The following is a 20,836-nucleotide window of genomic DNA, read 5'->3' on the forward strand; positions in this document are numbered from 1 at the left end:
GATTCACATATCTATAAAAGGTAATACCATAGATGCTGCTCTGTAAGGGTGCTTTGCCTACGTAACTTCTTTGCGCGTTGCCTCAGTATCAATTTGTCCACTTCCCTCTCCCCAACCCTCTCCCGCGAAGAACCATCAGTATACTATTCAAGTTCCTTTCGCGGGAGAGGGAGCAGATCGGGATAAATTTAAAAATCTGTGCTTTAAATAAACAAAAAATAACTCTAGGAACGTCACCTAGTAAAACACTAAATTTACGTTTTTTTATTGTGTAATAATGAACAGAATATCCCTTGCGGATCTAATTCTTTTTTTAATTCAATCCACTGTTGATATCGACTGCCGAAATGGCGTTGCCAGTACTCTTCCGATAGTTTGTCGCCGAGATAGCCGGACAAATAGCGTTTTCCGCCGGCATCGAGAAAACGGTTGTCCAATAGTTTTATCGCGTCGAGGCTGCCGGGTATTAATGCTTCGGTAAGGCCTGGGGTCAAGATCATGAGGGAGTAACAGTCACTGCCATCAGGCAGCATAAAAAAATTGCTGTGCTTTAAATCGGCGACTGGAACAACTTGTACTACAGTCGCATAGTAAAGCGGAAGGCTGTTCAGTACCTCATCGAGATTGTCTCCCAATTGCCGGCGGCTGATAAAGCACTCATACCAAGGGTGGGCCTGTTCCCATTGGCCAGTCATTTTCATCGCGGCAAAACGGGAATCGTGTCGATGCATATAGGATTCTATTGTTTCATCCTGAGTATACAGAATTTTCCATGGCTCAGGGTTGGTATTAAATTCAGCAAATTCTGGTGGATTTTTATCAAACTCTATAGAAACATGCAGAGCATAAAACCACTGTGCAAAAGGCAACCGTCTATCGCCGGCAAGTTTTGCCCCTTGTACCGCCGGTGAGCAGAAGGACTCCATATAGTCAGCTTTTCCTTTAAACTGCTCAATTGCATTAAGCCAATTGTCTTTATCCAGATAGAGTAGAAAAAAAGTCCTGACATGGGATTTACAGGCTCTAAGAGCAATATTGGCTTTGGTAATGATTCCAAACCGCCCCTGACCGCCAAGACAGGCCTGCATAAGCGGAGAGGTTTCGTTAACTTGCTGCAGTTCGCCGCTGGCAGTCATTACTTCCAGCTCATTGACATTGGCAACCGCACTGCCATAACGAAATGATGCCGCCCCTACTCCACCGGCTGACAGTACGCCTGCAACAGACAGATTGCAATTATATGGTACCACCTTTGGCACCAGCTTCTGCTGCATGGTTTTAGCCAGCAGATCGGCCCATGATGCATTGGCATCAACCCAGACAGATTGCTGTGCAGGCTCATCGACCCGGTTAAAATTGCTCATGCCGATTACCAGACCATTTGGCAAAGGCAAAGATTGTCCGCATTGACTCATACCATTGCCGCGGATAGTAACCGGTAGTCCGTGCTGGTTGGCGTAGAGAATAATCTGCTTGAGTTCTGCCGCATCGGAAGGAATAAAAACGGCAGCCGGCTGGCTGCTTTTTAAATGGCCGAAATCATGCTGGAATGAAACAGGCAAATGCTCGCCATTGAGCATTGCCTGATTCAACAGTTGATTACACTGCCTGATCTGCGACGTATTCCACTGCGTTTGCTGCATCTTTTTGTTTCCTTAATCGAGCCAGTTCCAATCGTCTGTTGCATGCAATCAGTAAACCATCAAACATTTTGCTGAATGCATCATAACAGCGCTCTATCATTTTCAATGCTTCACGTCTAACGTCAACCGGCACATGACGCTCAAACAATTTCTTTTCCATCTCGTCTTCAAACAGCGCATGCGCCATTTCCACTTCCAGATGTGAGCTTGAGAAATATTTCAAATTATGATCTTCACCGGTTTTCTTCACTTGTTTTACCACTTTTTCAAAGAAAACATGACCTGAAGATTCAAGGGTTAATAACAGGGCAATATTTAACAACTCATTTTCCGCTTTGTATATTTCTGACATGATAGAGTAAGCGGCATCGCGAGTAATCTGTGTTTCCTTGCTATAAAGCGAGGCAACATCATCATTATTGCATGAACTATCGCCGCTGGCAGCGCCCATATATTTTTTATCATGTAAAAACCACTTTTCATGACCGGCATCTTCCAGTCTGTGGTGCCTTGCTACTTTTTTAAGGTAGGGATCTGTAACCCGCTCTTCGTTGATCCGTAAAATATCCTGAAAAGTCATAGCCCAGAATGTTAGTTCAGGCACAAAATAACTTATTTCTTCCAGGCTTTCCAACCCTTCTAATACTGCAAAGAAAGGATGATTCATAAACTCGTTTTGTTTAGAATCAATGTAGTCTTGTATAGCTTTCATGGCTGCCTCCGTGGCAAAATCATTCGTCAGATAGAATCTTGCAGAAGGTATGCCAACTTTTTTCACCAAATGAAGCCTAAAAAGCTATTTTGAAGGTGTTTCGGACTGCAATATTAAATTAAAGGCAGCATAAAACCTCAGAAAGCGACAAAAAAATGCCTCTGATGACAAAAATACGGCAAAAAATTAATCATTTACGTACTTGTTTTTCTTAAAAAAAGCTCATGTTGCTGATAAATTCGCCAATTTTTTGTCGTAATTTTTAATAAAACTTGTTACTGTATTCCAATTAATCTCCGTTATAGAGTTGGTTGTCTCACATATTTGGTTTAATAATTGTTCCTGTATTTCTCCTATTGCTTCTGCTTCTGCATACGGGGTGTTAGTAAACATGACTAAAACGTGCTTTGAGATATAAGTTTCGGGATAGCGCTTCATTAACTCCATATTGAGGCGTTTTTTAAAATTAAATTGCTCGTTTCTGATATTACTTTGAATTTCATGGTAATTATCCATGGACATCTTCGCTACCGCTTCGGTATTTTTCTTCCGGAGCTCAAAAAATGCCGGCATCACTTTTTGCCAATCATCGTGATACTGATCAAGTAAGCCATTTAAAACTCTGCAATCTTCAAAAGCGCAATTCATCCCCTGGCCAAAAAACGGCACAATCCCATGCGCCGCATCGCCAATGAGCAGACAGTTATCCTGATAGTACCAGCGGGAGCAGTTAATTGTGCTCATGGTACCGGTTGGATTGTTCAGGAATTCGTGGGTTAAATCTGGCATGGAATCATAGACATCGGCAAAAGCCTGACTAAAAAAACGAGTGACCGCCAACTCATTATCAAGCTCGGCAAAACTGTTTTTCCCTTTATGCGGCAGGAATAACGATCCGGTAACCGAGTGATCGCAATTAGGATTACCCAATAATAAAAACGAATCCCGCGGCCACAGATGCAAATGTTCATGCGCCAGCCCATGCGGTGATGCGCCGCTGATTGATAGTTCTTTATAGCCGTGCGGCATATATGTTCGGGTTGCAGTAATCAGATTTTCTTTACACAGCGTCTCTCTGACAAAGGAATTGGAACCATCCGCGCCAATGAGCCGTTCATATTGCCTGACTAACGGCTCACCGTTATTCTGGCTGAAATAGAGTGTTTTATTATGGACGTCAAGCTTTGTAAGCCGGGTATCAAAATATAAATTGACAGCAGGATTTAATTCCAGCTCATTGAGTAATAAGGCATTTAAGTCATTGCGCTGAACCGCGTTAATATACTCATCATTATGCCGGCCAAAGGGTTGATATTTAATCTCCCCGCTTTCTTCATGAATGGCGCGTGCACGCATCGGAGCTAAAATATCAGTCACTTTGGCGCGCAATCCAATTTCCGTTAATCCTGTCAGACCACGGCAAGACATTGCCAGATTAATTGAGCGGCCAGCATCGATTGCGGCTTTTCGCAAATCCGGACGAGATTCATATAATTCAATATGATAGCCCCGGCGCGCCAAATATAAAGCGAGCAGGCTTCCAGCCAGACCAGAGCCGATTATAGTTACGCCTTTCATTTAAGCTCCTTTTTTAAGGCAAAATAAAACCTGGGGTAAGCCTTTACCCTTTTGATTTAAAGATGTGATTTGCATAATTTATACCAGGAATGGAGGTAAGAACCATTACCAATCTCTCCAGTAATCCCTTTCCTTTAAAAGCTTTTTGCAAACCCTCAGATGCCAGGGATGGCATGGGAGCGTCAGGATGACTTCATGCGTGTTTGCAAAAAGCTTTTAAAGGAAAGGGATTACCCCGCTCTGAACTTGCAAGGCATAAGTGTCTAAACGCGTGACAGAAACCTTGATTACGCTTCGCTGCATCAAGGCTACTCTTTATTCAACAAAGTTAAATTAATGCCTAATCATTACTCATCATCAAATCCATTAAACCATTTGTATGGTTAATAGCTTCCATATAAGCGTCAGAATAATCATCCAGCTCAAGCTCGGGAATCATCAGTTGATCAAATTGCGCCTGCTCATAATAAATAACTGCCTGTAACAGCTCGCCAAGCCATCCTTTCCTCTCAAGAAGAGCAACATTGATTTCTTCACTCAGCGCAATACGGGCTAATAATATTTCTAACGGTTGGCTGAAGATATCGCTTAATGAAGAAAACAACCCGACAGTATACGCCTGATGAGAATGTTTGGGCTTGATCCGGTAGGATAATATTTCACACATTTTAGCGCGAATCAGGCATCGCTCTAACAATTCGATTGAAAGATCATCAAAACCCGAGATTAACAAAATGCTTATCCAATTGCGGATTTCGAACAAGCCAAGATGGATTATTGCCTCAACAACAGAATCATATTTTCTACCGCGATATAACAAAGCCGAATTGGCAATGCGCAAGATTTTATAACTCATTCTGGGCATATACCGGATAGAATCGGCAATATCGTCAATTGTGCTTTTGGGATTATTGAATTTATCAAGCAGATTAAGCAAATTGGTTCTGTTTTCCAGAAGCATCTCGCCATGAACATCATGCGGCCGGTGTAAAAAGAACCCCTGGAATAAATGAAAACCTTTCTCGACGCAGAACTGGAATTTTTCGTAGTTCTCTACTTTTTCAGCCAATAGCTTGCCTTTGAAAGATTTTAAAAATCCTAACTGCTGCTCAATCACCTCATTACTCAACGCCAACACATCAAGTTTGATGATATCAGCTGCATCAACCAACGCCTTTAAATCATCCCGATAAATAAAATCATCCAGAGCAATCTGATAACCGGCTTTTTTAAAATCCTTAATGCATTGTATTAAGTTTGAATCGACTTTTACACTTTCAAGAATCTCGATAATAACTTTATCTTTAGGCAATAATTTGGGAACCTTACTGATCAAAAGATTACGGGGAAAATTGATAAAAGCGCGGTAGCGCCCGACTACGGCTTCGAGATCAAGATCAGTAAATAAATTGGCTAATACCCGCGAAGTCGCAATATCGTTTGATAAGGCGTCGTTTCCGTTAAATTGGAAATTTGACCCAAGATTATTGCGATATAATAACTCATAACCATATAGGTTGAAATTTTTATCAAATATTCTTTGTCTGGCCAATAATGTTTTCATTTAAATGCTTTTTCACTGAACCCGTTGTTAGACCACGAACACAAAGCGCCTTATTCTTTAAATCTAGCCTAAATCTGATTAACTGTCATGCTAACATGGAAAAAAATGTGTTATTTTTCTGAATAATAATTTGCCAGGAAATCTTCCAGAACATCAGGTTTTGCCGGCGGACTATAAAAATATCCCTGAGCAAAATCGCAATTATGATTGAGCATAAAATCGCGCTGGACTTCAGTTTCAACGCCCTCGGCAAGCACCTCAAGATTTAAACTGTGGCCAAGATTAATAATTGCCTTGGCAATCGCCGCTTCATTCGCATCATTAATCAATTCAGTCACAAAAGAACGATCAATTTTCAACTTATCAACCGGAAACTGCTTTAAATAAGATAAGCTCGAATAACCGGTTCCAAAATCATCAATAACAAGTTTTAACCCCATATCCTTCAGTTGATACATAGTATCAAGCGCATGTTGAACACCCTCTACCAGCATGCTTTCCGTTAATTCAAGCTCCAGATATTTGGCTGAAAGATTATTTTGCTTCAATGTATCAGCAACCTGATCCGCCAGTTTTCCCTGCCGGAACTGCCGGCCAGAGATATTGACTGCCATCGTCAGATCGGGGTAACCCTGCTCATGCCAACGCTTTATCTGAGCGCATGCTTCATGCAGCACCCATTCTCCTATTTCAACAATCAGACCATTTTCTTCAGCAATGCCAATAAAATCAACCGGTGAAACGGGGCCCAGCACGTGGCTATGCCAACGCAATAGCGCCTCAAAACCTGTAATCCGGTTTTGCTTCATGTCAATCAGCGGTTGGTATACCAGATAAAATTCATTTTTTCTCAACGCATCCCGTAACGCATTATCAAGCTGCATGCGATTAATGATCCGTTTATTCATTTCCTGATCAAAAACCTTAAAGTTATTACGGCCGCTATCTTTGGCATGGTACATAGACAGGTCAGCGTTTTTCATTAATGACTCATAATCCATCCCATCTTTAGGGTAATAACTTATTCCTATACTGCCGGTTATTTTAAGGCTGTGCTGGTCAATCTGAATGGGCCGTTCTATCAGCCGCAGAATTTCTTCCGCGATTGTCTGAGCTTGCCGTTCACTTGTAATATCCTGCAGTAAAATAACAAATTCATCGCCGCCCAAACGAGTAACCGTATCAAAATCACTGGTTGCAATCAGCAGGCGATTGGATACAGCCCGGAGTAACTTATCGCCTACGCTATGCCCCAGAGTATCATTGGTCATTTTGAAACGATCGAGATCAAGGAATAAAAAGGCAAGCATGGAACCTTTTTTCCTCGCCAGCAGTATGGCCTGATCAACCCGATCCATCAACAGAACGCGATTGGGTAATTCTGTGAGCGAATCATGCGTTGCCTGCCTTACCAATTGCTCCTCCATTTCATGCCGTTGAGTTACATCGTTCATAATGCAGACATAATGCCTGACATTACCAAACGAATCGCTTACTGGCGCCACGCTCATTTCACACCAGAACCGCTCGCCGTTACGGCGGAAGCTCTGCATTTCCACAATTTCTTCACGCTGCTCACGAATCGCCAGGGTAATGCGGTGCCTGTTCGCATCCGATTCGTTTTCTCCCTGAATAAAAGCCATGTCTTTACCCAAAACCTGTTTTTCACTATAGCCGGTAATTCGCTCGAAAGCCCGGTTAACATAAATAATCGGCATGCCGGGTTTGGTAATATCAATTATTATCACACCGTGCGTACTGGCTTCTATCGCACGCTCACGAATTCTTAATTCGTCATCAGCCATTTTTTTCTGGGTAACATCACGAAAACTGTAGACGCGGCCTACAATTTCATTACCCACACGTTGCGGTTGGGTAAAGCGTTCAAAAATACGGCCGTCTTTAAAATGCAATACCGGTAACTCACCTTGCCACTCAGGATTTTGATATAAATACTCAACGTCTTTCACAACTGATTCGGGATTGCTTAATTGCGCTAAAATATATTCAAAACCGATGCTTTCTGTGCCAGACTCAAGCATATGAGAAGGAATGCGCCACATTTCGACAAATTTCTGGTTCCAGTCAACCACTTGCCCTTTGCCGTTTACCATCATAATTCCGTCAGCGGTAGACTCAAGGGTTGCACGTAGCAATGACAGTGATTTTTCAAGTTCAATATTTTTTTCAAGGATATTGGTGGTTTCAATTTTAATATTATCTGAGAGCGGTACATTGATTGAGCGTTGGAATTCAGGTTGTGAGTGATACCATTTCTCAAGGAGCGAGGGTAATTCTGGCGTTAAGGCGGGGATACCCAAGACTTCGCAAATGTTGGTTAAAGAGGGATCTTTGCCCTCTTTTTTAACTTTCTCAGCCGCCCAGGCAACCTTGAGATAGTCTATTTCTTGCCTATGCATCGATCCCTCACTAAAATATCCTGTCTTGAGTTACAACTTTCCAAAACCTTAAACTGAGGTTACGCAAGAAAAGTAGTGTCACTTAAATTATATACATAAATTGCGCTTTTTGCTTAATTTATGATTTGAGTGGCTTTTAGGGGTGTTTTTAATTTGTTGGGTCAAAACGACCCAACCTGTGAAAGGGATTTTTATTATGAATAAACTGCATTTTGATACCAGAGCAATTCACGCCGGCCAGCATGCCGATCCGTCAACCGGTGCGGTAATGACGCCTATTTACACCACATCGACTTATAAGCAAACCGCTCCCGGCATACATCAGGGATATGAGTATTCCCGAACCCACAACCCTACCCGTACTGCTTATGAGCAATGCCTGGCAAGTCTGGAATCCGGCCAGCGCGGATTTGCCTTCGCTTCCGGGATGGCAGCAATCAATACCGTTGTTGATCTGCTGAATCATGGCGATCACGTTATTGCCATGAATGATCTGTATGGCGGCACATTCAGATTGTTTGACAAGGTAAAAACCCGCACCTCGGGATTGTCTTTTTCGTTTATCGACATGACTGATATTAATCATCTTGAAGCAGCGCTTACCCCAAAAACAAAAATGATCTGGCTGGAAACGCCTTCCAACCCCATGCTCAGGCTGGTTGATATCGCAGCAGTAGCCAAATTTGCCAGACAGCATAATTTAATCACGGTTGTCGACAATACCTTTGCCACACCCTGGATTCAAAAACCTTTAGAGTCAGGAATTGATATCGTTGTTCATTCTGCGACCAAGTATTTAAACGGTCATTCTGATATAATCAATGGCGCAGTCGTTGTCGGCGATAATGAGGAGCTAATTGAAAAAGTGGCTTTTTTGCAGAACTCCTGCGGAGCGATTGCAGCGCCTTTTGACAGTTTTATGGTATTAAGAAGTTTAAAAACCCTGCCATTACGTATGGAAAGACATTGCAGCAATGCGTTGGCCCTTGCACAATGGCTTGAAAAGCATCCGAAAGTGGACAAGGTGATCTATCCGGGTCTTGAAAGCCACCCGCAGCATCAACTGGCCAGGAAGCAAATGCATGAGTTTGGTGGTATGATCTCGCTGGTTTTAAAAGGCGATCTTGAGTATTCCAAACGGTTTTTATCCCGTTGTGAATTATTTACTCTGGCTGAAAGTCTGGGGGGAGTAGAAAGCCTGATTGAACATCCGGCGATTATGACCCATGCTTCAGTACCTGCTGAAACGCGCAGACAGCTGGGGATAGTTGATGGTTTTGTACGTTTGTCTGTCGGGATTGAATATATTGATGATTTGATTGCCGATCTTGACCACGCGCTTGAATAAATTTGGAGTTTGGAGTTTTCATGAGTAATCAAAAAAAGAGTGGCGGTGAAATCAAAGCAGCGTTGGCGCTTTTGCTGCTGATTGTATCAACCGTGATATTTTTTATTCCTGTTCTGTGCCTTGGGTTATTGAAACTGATTCCGGTAACCCGCTGGCGTGTCGGCTTAACCAGAGCTATTGATAATGTTGTTGAATATTGGGCGGAGGTCAATAATATTGCGATCCGCAAAACCCAGAAGGTATCCTGGCAGGTTAATGGCCTTGAGCATTTAAAGCCAAATGATTGGCATTTAATTATTGCCAATCATCAGAGCTGGCTTGATATTGTCGTTTTACAATATATTTTTAACGGCAAAATACCCATGCTCAAGTTTTTTATTAAAAACTCACTCAAATGGGTGCCTTTATTGGGCTTTGCATGGTGGGCCATGGGTTGCCCGTTTATGAAACGCTATTCTCGAGAATATCTCAGAAAAAATCCATCCCGGCGCGGCAAAGATCTCGAGGCAACCCGTAAGGCAATGGCGTTATTTAAGTATAGCCCTGCCAGTATTACCAATTTCGTAGAAGGAACCCGTTTTACGGCCAGCAAAAAAGAACTACAGCAATCGCCATATCGCTATTTGCTAAAACCTCGAGCTGGCGGTATCAGCTTTGTTATTGGCGCTTTAAATAATTCGATTAACCGTCTGATTGACGTCTCTATTGTTTATTCTGAAGAAAATCATTCCCTGTGGGATTTTCTGTGCCACCGTATTGACGTTATAGCTGTTGATATTCGCGAAGTTGCTATCCCGGCAGAGTTTTCCAACCCGGATCTGGTTAATGACGAAGAAACACAGTTGCAGTTCAGGCTTTGGCTGAATAACTTATGGCTTGAAAAAGACAATATTATTCATGAACTTAAAAAAACCTGCGCGCTGGCGGCAAATAAACAGTCTATTGATAATACTGTCGATACCATGCGACAAAACGAGCAATGCCTTCCTGAAAATTGATAGATGGCTGATAAGCCATCTCTTCCTTCATTCGAGTTGTATCGGCATGCGTTGACAAGGGATCGGTTCCTTGCAGGGGTAAAAATTCCTTAACTGCTTTTTTACCCAGCGCCAATTCAAGCGCGGCAATATAATCCATCAGGTTTACCGGTGAGCTGCAACCTATATTATATACGCGATAAGGCGCTTTGCTGCTTGCCGGATCAGGCTCCATACCATTCCATTCAGGATCAGGAGCGGCTATTTTATCAACCGCCGCAGACAGGCCTGTTACAATATCGTCTATATAAGTAAAGTCCCTTTCCATTTTGCCATGGTTATATATTTGAATTGGTTTGCCAGCAAGAATATCCCGGGTAAAGGAGAAAAATGCCATATCAGGCCGCCCCCAGGGACCATACACGGTAAAAAACCGTAAACCGGTCGTTGGCAATTGGTATAAATGACTATAGGAATGGGCAATCAACTCGTTAGCTTTTTTGCTGGCAGCATACAGGCTCATTGGATGATTAGTCATATGATGCTCGCTATTGGGCTTTTGAGTATTGGCGCCGTAAACAGAACTGGTAGACGCATAAACCAGATGTTCAACCTGATGATTACGGCAGGCTTCAATAATATTGGTAAAGCCGACAACATTTGACTGAATATAAAGATGGGGATTAATTAATGAATAACGCACGCCAGCCTGAGCAGCAAGATTAACCACACGTTTGGGCTGGTGTTTTTGAAACAGATCATTCATCTGTGCAGCATCGATAATATCTGCCTGATAAAAACTGAATCGGGGATATTGTTTCAATAATTCCAGCCGAGCAAGTTTAAGATTCACATCGTAATAGTCATTCAGGTTATCAACTCCAATGACAGCATCTCCCTGTTCCAGCCGTTTTCTAGCCAGATGAAAGCCAATAAAACCTGCTGCTCCGGTTATCAGTAAACACATGCGCCATTCCCCCTTTTTTGGTTGCGATTATATCTGATCAGCCTTGCTAATTCATCACTTAAAGACTATAAGTTCAGTAATTGCTCAACAATTAAATTAATGGCATAATATGCCCATTATTTAGACCGGGAAAAGTAAAATGGTGCAAAAAGTACTGCTTACAGAAGCAAACGGCCATCGCGAATTTCTTCAGCAAAAACAAGCTCAGTATGAAGAATTTAAAACACCGCTACTGCTGGTTATCCAACAACCGGTTACGCCACCGGTACTTTCCGAAATTAGCGAATATTACCGGCAATTAAACGATAATTCCGTATTTAAGCGAATTCAGCTCAAACTGACTCCGGAAATTGTCAAAACACAGGAATTTGCGGCATTTATAAAACAACTGAATCAGGCAAAAATGATTGCCGTTGATTTGATATTTGATCAAAAAGACTTTGAGAACAATGATTTTCTAACCTTAGCCGATCAAAGTATTGCCGATGCGGCGCTCTTCCCGATAACCCTTAACTACCTTGATCCAAATGGTAAACTCAAACGGGATGAGAATGAAAAGCTACACCTTTTCGCTGAAAAAATGATGAAGAAATTGCTGGAAGCAAGCAACAGTATAGCCTCTGTGGATAGCGAACCACATCCTGAGATGCAACTCGTCAGCCCTGATGATGACTACGCCTCAGCGCCGATTAAACTAAAAGAATTAATCTCCCGCAGCCCAAATTCTACCATTAATTATCATGACCACCTGAAACTTGAAGTCCAGTACACTGAAAATGAAGACGTCGAGGAGGCTGTTAACGAAGAAGTGGACGAAACTACAGACGTTCAGATTGAAGCCCATATTGATTCAAATGTGCAGGATATCACTGTTTATCAAGGCGAGCTGGTTGACTACGACAAATTTGCGCAGCTGGCTGCCAATAAACCCCAAAAATTACTTACCCTGCTGCAAACCGAATGTTTTGCCAATTTGCCTAACGCCATCAAATTCATGACGCCCGATGCGGCAAATATGGTTAAAGAGCATCTTGAAGCTTTAGTTACTCTCAATATCAAGAGTTTGCCCCAAGGATTTACATTAAGAAAAACGGTCAACGGCGAATTAATTCTTGATTATGATGAGTTTGCCGATTTAACCCCGTTTAATCCGTTTACGCCAACCCTGGCTGTTACCAATTTCAACAACGATGAGCCGCCGCTGTATTTTCCTGGCTCACTAATCCATGCAGATGTTAATTCACGCAATATTAATCTGGGCATCAGGCATGGCGAAAGCAAAACCGTTACTTTTCACCAGCAGATTGAACAATTAAACCAGAAAAATCCCATTCTTGGCGTTATAGTCACTGATTATCTGGACAACTTCAGCCATCTTGATCATCTGGCTGATAACACGCTATTTGCAGACACATTGAACAAATTGAAGGATTATAATCAGGATAAATCAAAATGCCTCAGCAAGTTCTTAGAAAATACCGGCAGTTCGCTCTATGATTTACCCGCTACTATTGTTGCATTTGAGGCATTCTGGTTTGAATTAAGTGTTTTATGCGATAAAAACCGTGTTGATATAGCCAAAATTAATTCTGATTGGACAACGCCTGAAGGCGGACACCCTGCCGTGTATATGGAGCGCCTGCTGACTATCCTTAAAAATGCCAGAAACCTGGATGAGCAATTAGTCTGTTTAAAGGGGTTAAAATTAAGCAATTATGGCGCTTACTATGCATCAGAATTTGGCCACTATAAAACCGTATCGAAAACAATGCGGCATGGATATAATCCAGCGCACTCAAATGCAAGGGAATTTGATATTAACCAGAAATATCATCATGTTTCCCTTGAGCAACTGAGCGAGTATTCCAAAACAAGTCATTATAGCGAATATTTTATTAAAAATTGCCTGTTTATTGAAACAGATAAAATTAAATTAACACTCGAGGAATTTCAACAATTATCAGAGCAAGGCAAGGTACATCCCTACAGTAAAAAACGATATGAAGAATTTAAAGAAAATAAATCAAAATATCTTCCTTTTTACCGTCATGACGGCAAAAATGCCGCAGTTCGGACTTTTGAACCTTTAGGGCATCGCTTTGATGAAAACTCATATACCCGTTTTATGCCAGGACAACAAATCAGTCGCGCTGATCTGCTGGCGATTGCATATCGCTTCCTGGGATTGCAGCAATCCTCGATAAGAGTAGATGCATTTGAAAAATTATTAGAAAAGCTAAATGATGAATATCAATTTTACAATGGCATCATTTACCCGGAAAAACTGTTCGCGCTTCTGTTTGCTGTATGTCACGAGAACTACGATCCTAAAGCAGATCTGCTGGAACTGTTTAGCCAGATTATGTCTATGCAACAGGATGATTTGGCATATTTAAACACGACTCTTGTAAAACTATATAGCCGCGACATTAAATTTAAAACCGATGATCTGTACACTCTGGTCAGAATGATTGGCGGAATGAATTCAGCCGAATATGAGGGTTTTGAAGGAAGGCATAACAAATCGGATTTTACCGCCAAACATATTATTGATCGGGTTGCGCAGGCAACATTGAAAAATAAATATGCTGTGTTTCGAACCCTGGAATGGCGGCGGAAGTATGGCTCATTAAAATGGCCGCTTAATTTCGCCATGGATAGCGCAGACTCCCTTGTCCAAAATCCCGTGATTGCAGCCAATTACCGTGATGACTTATTGTTGTTCTGCACATTAATTAATGGCAATAATGGCGTTTACTATCAAGGTGATCGTCGAGGTTTTGACTTCATCCCTCTTGAAAAAACTGAAGGCTATCTAAAAAAAATCAGTGATTTTTTATGCTCGGCAGCCCAGCAAAATAAACCGAATAATTTTGATTATTGTTTCAGGTTATTATTGCAATCAAATGATTTTATTAGAATTGATAGTCTGACTGAAGTCATTGATGAAGTTTCTCAATTAACAGAATTTTCAACTCAAAAGGTCGAGGCAATTCTTCGCAAGCATCACATCGACTACAACGCCGCTGTAATGGATTTTGTCTGTTACGACAATTACCAGGTCAAAGCTGAGCTGATTAATCTGTTGTTGGCGTTAGATGTCTATCAACAACAGGGAGCGGCCGCTTTTCTCCAGTTTGTTATGACAGACTCCGAGGGCAATCCTGATGCCAACCGGTTACATCAGCTGTCGATTGCTGAACTACAAACTCAATTAAATACCAAATGGCAAGAGTCAGGCGCGCTTATTGTTGCACTTGGTTCGACCTTTGTAAAAGATACTATAAATCGTTTAAAAGACTACCATATCCAGTCTACATTTTCTGGCGACAACCCAGTAATTGAAGTCATTGGTAAAAATATCAGAAAACTGCCTGATTTTGCGGATATTGATGATTTTGCCAAACTAAATCATATCATGGCAGAAGTAGAACAACTGGCAAATATGCTGCGTGAAATTGTGGACCACAGTCATGTTACCGCCAATATTCAAGAGTACGCGAAGGCGTTCGCCAGACTGAATTTTGCCGATCTAACGTATGAAACTACCGCGCCGCTGTTCCAACTGTTGCTTCAGATGCCCCAACGAAACGCCCTGGGTATCATTAACGGGTTAATAGACAGTCATATTATCGGGGATAAAGAGCGTTGGCTCTCGGCAATTGGCCATATTAGCCGTTTAAATAGCCACAATTTACCAACAGCGATGATTGAGCAGTGCGTCAAAATAATTAACAAGGGTTCTGCTGATGAATATGCTTTATTTATAACTAACGTGATCGATATGTATCTGCAGGATAGTAAAAATCCTGCCCTGACCTTTATTTTATCTTGTACGAATTTACCTTTGGCGACATCGGTACAGCTCATGCAACACATCAAACTGGCAGGTACGCATTATCAATCGCTTGCCCAGATTTTAGACCGGCTTTCTTCCGAGCAAAAACTGACGCCTTTTGCAGATAAACTTGGTCGGCACCAGGAAAAAAGCACTTTGATTTTACACATATTATCACGGGCAAACGCCAATAATACCAGCACAGCAGATGACTATCTTGCCTTGACTGATGCATTGTTAACTATGCCTCTTGCACAACTCGAACAGCTCAATCAATTTTATGATAGCTCGATTATTAATGCGCCTATCCTGCTGAATGCGCTAAAGTACCGTCCTGCAAATGCCACTTTCGAACAATTTTTAACGGATCTTGAAAAACAGCCATTCGGCAAACGTAATATCAGTGAACAATTTGATACCAGCCAGCTCAAACGTGTAGTCAATAATCTACGTGATTTATCTAATGGCAGCACCTATACTTTTGAGTACCGGCAACAGTTAATGGAAGCATTTCAGTTTATCAATGAAGCTGGCCAGAAATTGGCTGTATATCAAGGAAAACCGGCGTGTGGGTTAACCAACCAAACCATTCGCGAAGAATTTAAAGCAATTAAAGACGGCAAGTATAACCACCTTAACCAATTCCAGCGTCAACTTTATACCCTGGGATTGGTTCGAGAAGCAATGTTCCGTGCAACCGGCCAATTTCCAACATCTACCCAGATGATAGCGGTAATTGACTCCATGATGCACCAGGGTGATGTTATTTCCAATATTGCTACTGGCCAGGGGAAAAGCCTGATTGATATGATGAAGGCAATTGTGCTTTGGATAGACAGCGACCGGGTTGATGTCATCACTTCATCGCAGGCCGATTCAAACCGTGATATTGAAAAATATGGTCCATTACTGAAATTCCTGGAAATTCCACATTCAGAACAAGCCATCACTTCCCAATCGCCTTTTGATCGTTTTAAAGCGACCGGGATTAATTTCAGCACTCCGCAGCTGGCGTTATTTTTTGCCCGGGCAGAAGCGCAGGGTATTGAACTTGAAAACGGTCATCAAAAAATATCTGCCGTGTTAAATGAATCTGACCATATTATTCTTGATGATAAAACCGTTTATCGCAGCGCACGGACAAGCAATCTGGGTATAAGTCCAGAGAAAGAATGGATATATGATGCGATTAACCAGTTTGTGACTTCCTCTGACTTTGTCAATAGTGCAAATGGCCAAAAAACATCTCAGAAAGAAGATATTGAGAAACTGCGCAACTACCTTATTGAGAAAGCTAAAATCCATAAAGTTTCACCGCGGTTTATCGCACGATTTGATAATCAGCAGCTGTTAACCTGGATTCAATCAGCCATTCTTGTTAATTACAAGCTTAAAGAAAAAATTGATTATGTGGTTAGCCCTGAAACAGAAATGGTCAGGGTTAATAATATCGCTCATCAGAGCCATTTAATTAAAATTTTAATGAAGGATGGCAAAGTCAGCGAGGATTCAGAATACGGTGATGGCGCCCATCAATTATTATGCGCTAAATTAAATGCAGAAAGTAATGGCAAACGGTTTGTTATCAAACCTGAAACAAAAACCATTACGTCCAGCATCAACCTGAATTTCATAAACTATTATCGCAGCAAAGACGGCATCATTTGGGGCTCAACAGGAACACCCGGCTCAGAAAATGAATTGAAAACCCAATTTGCCATCTACGGTATAGAGTTTTCAGAAATCCCGACTCATCAGGAAAGAAAGGCGGTTGAACATCAAGCTGTCGCTTATTTCGATCGGAACCAGCAGCAAGCCAATATTCTGGATTTATTACAGAAAAAAGCGGCAGCCAACTCGCAACGTCCTATTGTGATTTTTTGCAAAGATATTCCTGACGCAGAAAACCTGTTCAGAGAACTTTCGGCAAAGGGGGTTGCTCACATTCAATTATATACTGGAGTCGGCGATGAAAAAGAGGTTGTCGCAAAAGCAGCAGCTCCCGGCTGTGTAACCATTACAACCCCGGCATTAGGCAGAAATACCGATATCACTTATGATCGCGCTATTGGTATGGATATTGTACATACAACGGTCGACAGTGTCCGTAAACAACAACAAAAAAGCGGACGTACTGGCAGACAAGGCTCACCAGGCGATATTTATTATTTTCTTAATGCACAAGAGCTGGGCGGAAAAGAAATTAAAGATGTTGTTCTGGAAATTGAGACAGCCAGTAATAAGGAACGGGCATATAATGAAGAATTGTTTGCTTTTCTTGGCTATTGCTATAATCAAATACGTCAGACGCCTACCTGCCGGTTTACAATCGATAAAGCTGCATTCATTAAAAATCATTGGTCAGATTTAAGCCGAAATATTGAAAACCTGTATCGCCAGCAGCGTAGCAATAATGATTATAATCAGGCCCGATTTGCTGACATGATAACAGCGCAGTTTAATCGGGTAATGACAGCTTACGTTAATGGCTGGCAATCCCTTAATGCGCAAACCATGCTCAATACTATAACAGGCAGGCATCAGCAGCCTGAAACGTACAGTCCTTATTCAGCCGAAGTGACTACGGCAGATTGCATTCCACCAGGTGTTATTGCTTATCACTTTACCGGTACAGCGCAAGCGCCGGTTGATGCGCAGTCAGTTAAACAGGCGGTTAAAGCGCAATTAACCAGTTTGTTTGCTAAAACGGATACTAAAAAAGTCGGGGAAAATACCTTGACTTATGTTAATTATCTGTTGCAAAACCCCCAGCAGCAACAGCTTATCCGCGAAGCGCATCAGGAATTTATCAGTGAGAAACTTAAAACAGCAGAAAAAGCACGAGGATTTTTTGATCGCCGGAGCCAGTTAGGTCAAATTGCTCAGGACAGCAATTATCTGCTGTTATTTAAAGCCATGCACGATGCCAGTGGAAATGAGTCCATGGTGGATGCCGCGCAATTAAAAACCGCTGTTACAAAACTGCTGGAAGACTATTTACGTCATAGCTGGTTTATCAGCGGCCGCCGGCGCAAGGAAGCAGTGTGCTTACAACGGCAGCTCCAGCGTACAGAAACAATTGGTGAAATGATCAACCTTTTGTCTAAAGCACAGACTACAATTGCCGCCAAAGACATTAACCAAACCAAAGAAAGTTTCCTGAACTGGCCTGCGCTTAACGCCCGCGGCAGCAGACTGCAGAAAACCTTATCAGCGGCTTTGAACCTGACTGGCAGCCTGACGACAGTAGACAATCAAAAATTAGTGGAATCGCTATTGACTGTCTTGCCAGACACCCTAAAGAATAAAATTGATTTAAAAAAGGAGAAGGTTACTCCGGATGTTGTCAATAAAATTTTAAAAGAAGCGCAAGTTAAGGATAAAAATAATTTTCAGGTACTCAAAAATAGCCTTGAAAGCCTGTTAGGAATCCGAACTACAAAACCCGCTTCAGTAATGATAGGAAGACATAATTTGTTTAAGAAGGAAGAAAGCAGGCCGGACGAGACAAGAAGCCATAATAACCAACCAGGACAACCGTAGGTAAATTTATTGCCGTTAAGTTAAGGATACGGTCATTCCCGCGAAGGCGGGAATCCATTTTTCAGGTTGGCACTTACCTTGTTTGATAGATGGATCCCCGCCTCCGCGGGGATGACAATTTTCTTAAATCAATGGCAAGTGCCTCTGGACCAATGGTATGAGTAATAGATTATTTTAATAGATTGAGTATACTGAATACTTATTTTAACAAACCGGTTACATCATACCATGCATCCATTACAAACCGTTATAGAACAAGCATTTGAAAACCGCTTGCAAATCACTCCTGCTACTGTTGATCGAAATTTGCTTGACGCAATTGAAGAAGTATTGCATAGCCTTGATCAAGGGCAACTGCGAGTTGCTGAAGAACTTAATGGCGAATGGGTAGTCCATCAATGGTTGAAAAAAGCCGTGCTATTATCGTTCAGAGTCTACGACAACCAGAGCATCGATGCCGGTTTCAGCCAGTTTTATGACAAAGTACCTTTAAAATACAGCCATTATAGCAACAGCGACTGGCAAAGTGCCGGTGTCCGGGTTGTTCCCCATGCCATTGTTCGCCGCGGCGCTTTCATTGGTAAAAATACGGTGTTAATGCCGTCTTATGTCAATATCGGCGCTTATGTCGATGAAGGCGTTATGGTTGATACCTGGGCTACTGTCGGCTCCTGCGCCCAGATTGGCAAGAATGTCCACTTGTCTGGCGGTGTCGGGATAGGCGGTGTTTTAGAGCCACTGCAGGCCAATCCAACAATTATTGAGGACAACTGCTTTATCGGAGCACGCTCAGAAGTGGTCGAAGGCGTTATTGTTGAACGCGATTCCGTATTATCCATGGGCGTTTACCTAGGCCAAAGCACTAAAATTTACAATCGCCTGACTGGAACAGTAAGTTATGGCCGAATTCCAGCCGGCTCTGTAGTCGTACCGGGTAACTTACCCAGTGATGACGGCTGCTACAGCTTGTATTGCGCGGTTATTGTAAAACAGGTAGACGAAAAAACCCGCGCCAAAGTCAGTATTAATGAATTGCTGCGGGATATTAAATAATATGGCCGCCATCAAGGACTTGTTAGCAAGGCTGGTTGAGTTTCAATCGATTACCCCGCATGATGCCGGGTGTCAGGAATACATGATTGACTTTTTTGAGCAGCATGGTTTTATTTGCCAGCGTTTTAATCACAAACCAGTGGCCAATTTTTTTGCCCGTTATGGCAATAAAGGTCCCCTACTGGTTTTTGCCGGTCATACCGATGTTGTTCCGGTGGGCGATCGCCTTAAATGGCGCTCTGATCCATTTCAACTCACCGAGCAAGATGGTCTGGTATATGGTCGCGGCGTTGCCGACATGAAAGGCAGTCTTGCCGCTATGATGCAGATGGCCGCACGCTTTGTTTCTGATTATCCGGATTTTGACGGCAGCCTTGGCTTTTTAATAACCAGCGGTGAAGAAGGCGACGAGTTTGATCTGGGCACGCCTTTGGTGATGGCGGCCTTAAAACAGCAAGGAATAGTGCCTGACTATTGTATCGTTGGCGAACCATCAAGCAGCGCCAGGCTTGCTGATGTCATCAAAACAGGCCGCCGCGGTTCATTATCCGGCAAACTGACTCTGCAAGGCAAACAAGGACACGTCGCCTATCCTCATCTGGCCGTCAATCCTATTCACCTTATTAGTCCGGCACTGGCTGAATTGACAGCAATGATTTGGGATAATGGTAATGCGCACTTCCCCCCTACTTCGCTGCAAATCACCCATATTAACAGCGGCGGTCATGCCGGCAATATTATTCCCGGCGAACTGGAGCTGGCATTCAATTTCAGGTATTCAACCGAACAGACAGCAGCAGGTTTGCAGCAATCAGTCACTGAATTATTCAATCGTCATCAGCTATACCCTGAAATAGTCTGGCGTGTAAACGGCGAGCCTTTCCTGACCGCTCAGGGTAAACTGCTTGACAGTTGCATAACCGCAATCACGGAAACGATGGGATGCCAACCTGAATTATCCACCAGCGGCGGCACATCAGATGGGCGATTCATTGCCCCCTATGGGGTCGAAGTGATTGAATTAGGGCCGATTAACGCCACGATACATCAGGTTAATGAGTGCGTCAGTATGGTGGATCTTGAAAAACTTGGCGAGCTTTATTATCAGATTTGCCGTTTGTTACTCTTGGCATCCCGTTGATGGAGTGTTGGGCTGTAAAGCCCAACACTCAACCAGTTATTTTATTTCACAT

11 protein-coding genes are annotated in these 20,836 nt (G+C 42.5%); 5 read left to right on the forward strand and 6 right to left on the reverse strand.

Annotated elements, in window-relative coordinates:
• Positions 1 to 254 precede the first annotated feature (254 nt).
• The 5 genes from ACFORL_RS01595 to ACFORL_RS01615 form a co-directional block, all read right to left on the reverse strand.
• Positions 255 to 1,643, reverse strand: coding sequence for an FAD-binding protein (locus tag ACFORL_RS01595; protein WP_382340439.1), 1,389 nt, complete (start codon positions 1,641 to 1,643; stop codon positions 255 to 257).
• A complete protein-coding gene (locus ACFORL_RS01600; RefSeq protein ID WP_382340441.1) occupies positions 1,600 to 2,355 on the reverse strand; it encodes a hypothetical protein in 756 nt (251 codons plus the stop codon). The genes ACFORL_RS01595 and ACFORL_RS01600 overlap by 44 nt, the downstream gene beginning before the upstream one ends.
• 222 nt (positions 2,356 to 2,577) lie before the next feature.
• Positions 2,578 to 3,933, reverse strand: a complete 1,356-nt coding sequence (locus ACFORL_RS01605; RefSeq protein ID WP_382340443.1) for an FAD-dependent oxidoreductase — start codon at positions 3,931 to 3,933, stop codon at positions 2,578 to 2,580.
• A gap of 340 nt (positions 3,934 to 4,273) precedes the next feature.
• Complete coding sequence (locus ACFORL_RS01610; protein WP_382340445.1) at positions 4,274 to 5,497, reverse strand: EAL and HDOD domain-containing protein; 1,224 nt, start codon at positions 5,495 to 5,497, stop codon at positions 4,274 to 4,276.
• A gap of 110 nt (positions 5,498 to 5,607) precedes the next feature.
• Positions 5,608 to 7,917, reverse strand: a complete 2,310-nt coding sequence (locus ACFORL_RS01615; RefSeq protein WP_382340447.1) for a sensor domain-containing protein — start codon at positions 7,915 to 7,917, stop codon at positions 5,608 to 5,610.
• 196 nt (positions 7,918 to 8,113) lie between these two features.
• On the opposite strand from ACFORL_RS01615, the gene ACFORL_RS01620 reads away from it, so the two are divergent.
• Entirely contained in the window at positions 8,114 to 9,265 is a 1,152-nt protein-coding gene (locus tag ACFORL_RS01620; protein ID WP_382340449.1) for a cystathionine gamma-synthase, read from the forward strand.
• A gap of 20 nt (positions 9,266 to 9,285) precedes the next feature.
• Complete coding sequence (locus tag ACFORL_RS01625) at positions 9,286 to 10,263, forward strand: acyltransferase (RefSeq protein WP_382340451.1); 978 nt, start codon at positions 9,286 to 9,288, stop codon at positions 10,261 to 10,263.
• Here the strand turns inward: ACFORL_RS01625 and ACFORL_RS01630 are convergent.
• The gene (locus tag ACFORL_RS01630) at positions 10,205 to 11,209 is read right to left on the reverse strand and encodes an NAD-dependent epimerase (RefSeq protein WP_382340453.1); all 1,005 of its coding nucleotides are present in this window, start codon (positions 11,207 to 11,209) and stop codon (positions 10,205 to 10,207) included. The two genes, ACFORL_RS01625 and ACFORL_RS01630, sit on opposite strands and share 59 nt — an antisense overlap.
• Positions 11,210 to 11,348: 139 nt before the next feature.
• On the opposite strand from ACFORL_RS01630, the gene ACFORL_RS01635 reads away from it, so the two are divergent.
• From ACFORL_RS01635 to dapE, 3 genes are all read left to right on the forward strand, one after another.
• Entirely contained in the window at positions 11,349 to 18,590 is a 7,242-nt protein-coding gene (locus tag ACFORL_RS01635; RefSeq protein ID WP_382340456.1) for a preprotein translocase subunit SecA, read from the forward strand.
• Between the two features lie 228 nt (positions 18,591 to 18,818).
• Positions 18,819 to 19,643, forward strand: coding sequence for a 2,3,4,5-tetrahydropyridine-2,6-dicarboxylate N-succinyltransferase (gene dapD, locus ACFORL_RS01640; protein ID WP_382340458.1), 825 nt, complete (start codon positions 18,819 to 18,821; stop codon positions 19,641 to 19,643).
• Between the two features lies 1 nt (position 19,644).
• Positions 19,645 to 20,784, forward strand: coding sequence for a succinyl-diaminopimelate desuccinylase (gene dapE / locus ACFORL_RS01645; protein ID WP_382340460.1), 1,140 nt, complete (start codon positions 19,645 to 19,647; stop codon positions 20,782 to 20,784).
• Positions 20,785 to 20,836: the final 52 nt, after the last annotated feature.

This window comes from Legionella dresdenensis, assembly GCF_042649825.1.
Classification (GTDB): Bacteria; Pseudomonadota; Gammaproteobacteria; order Legionellales; family Legionellaceae; genus Legionella_C; species Legionella_C dresdenensis.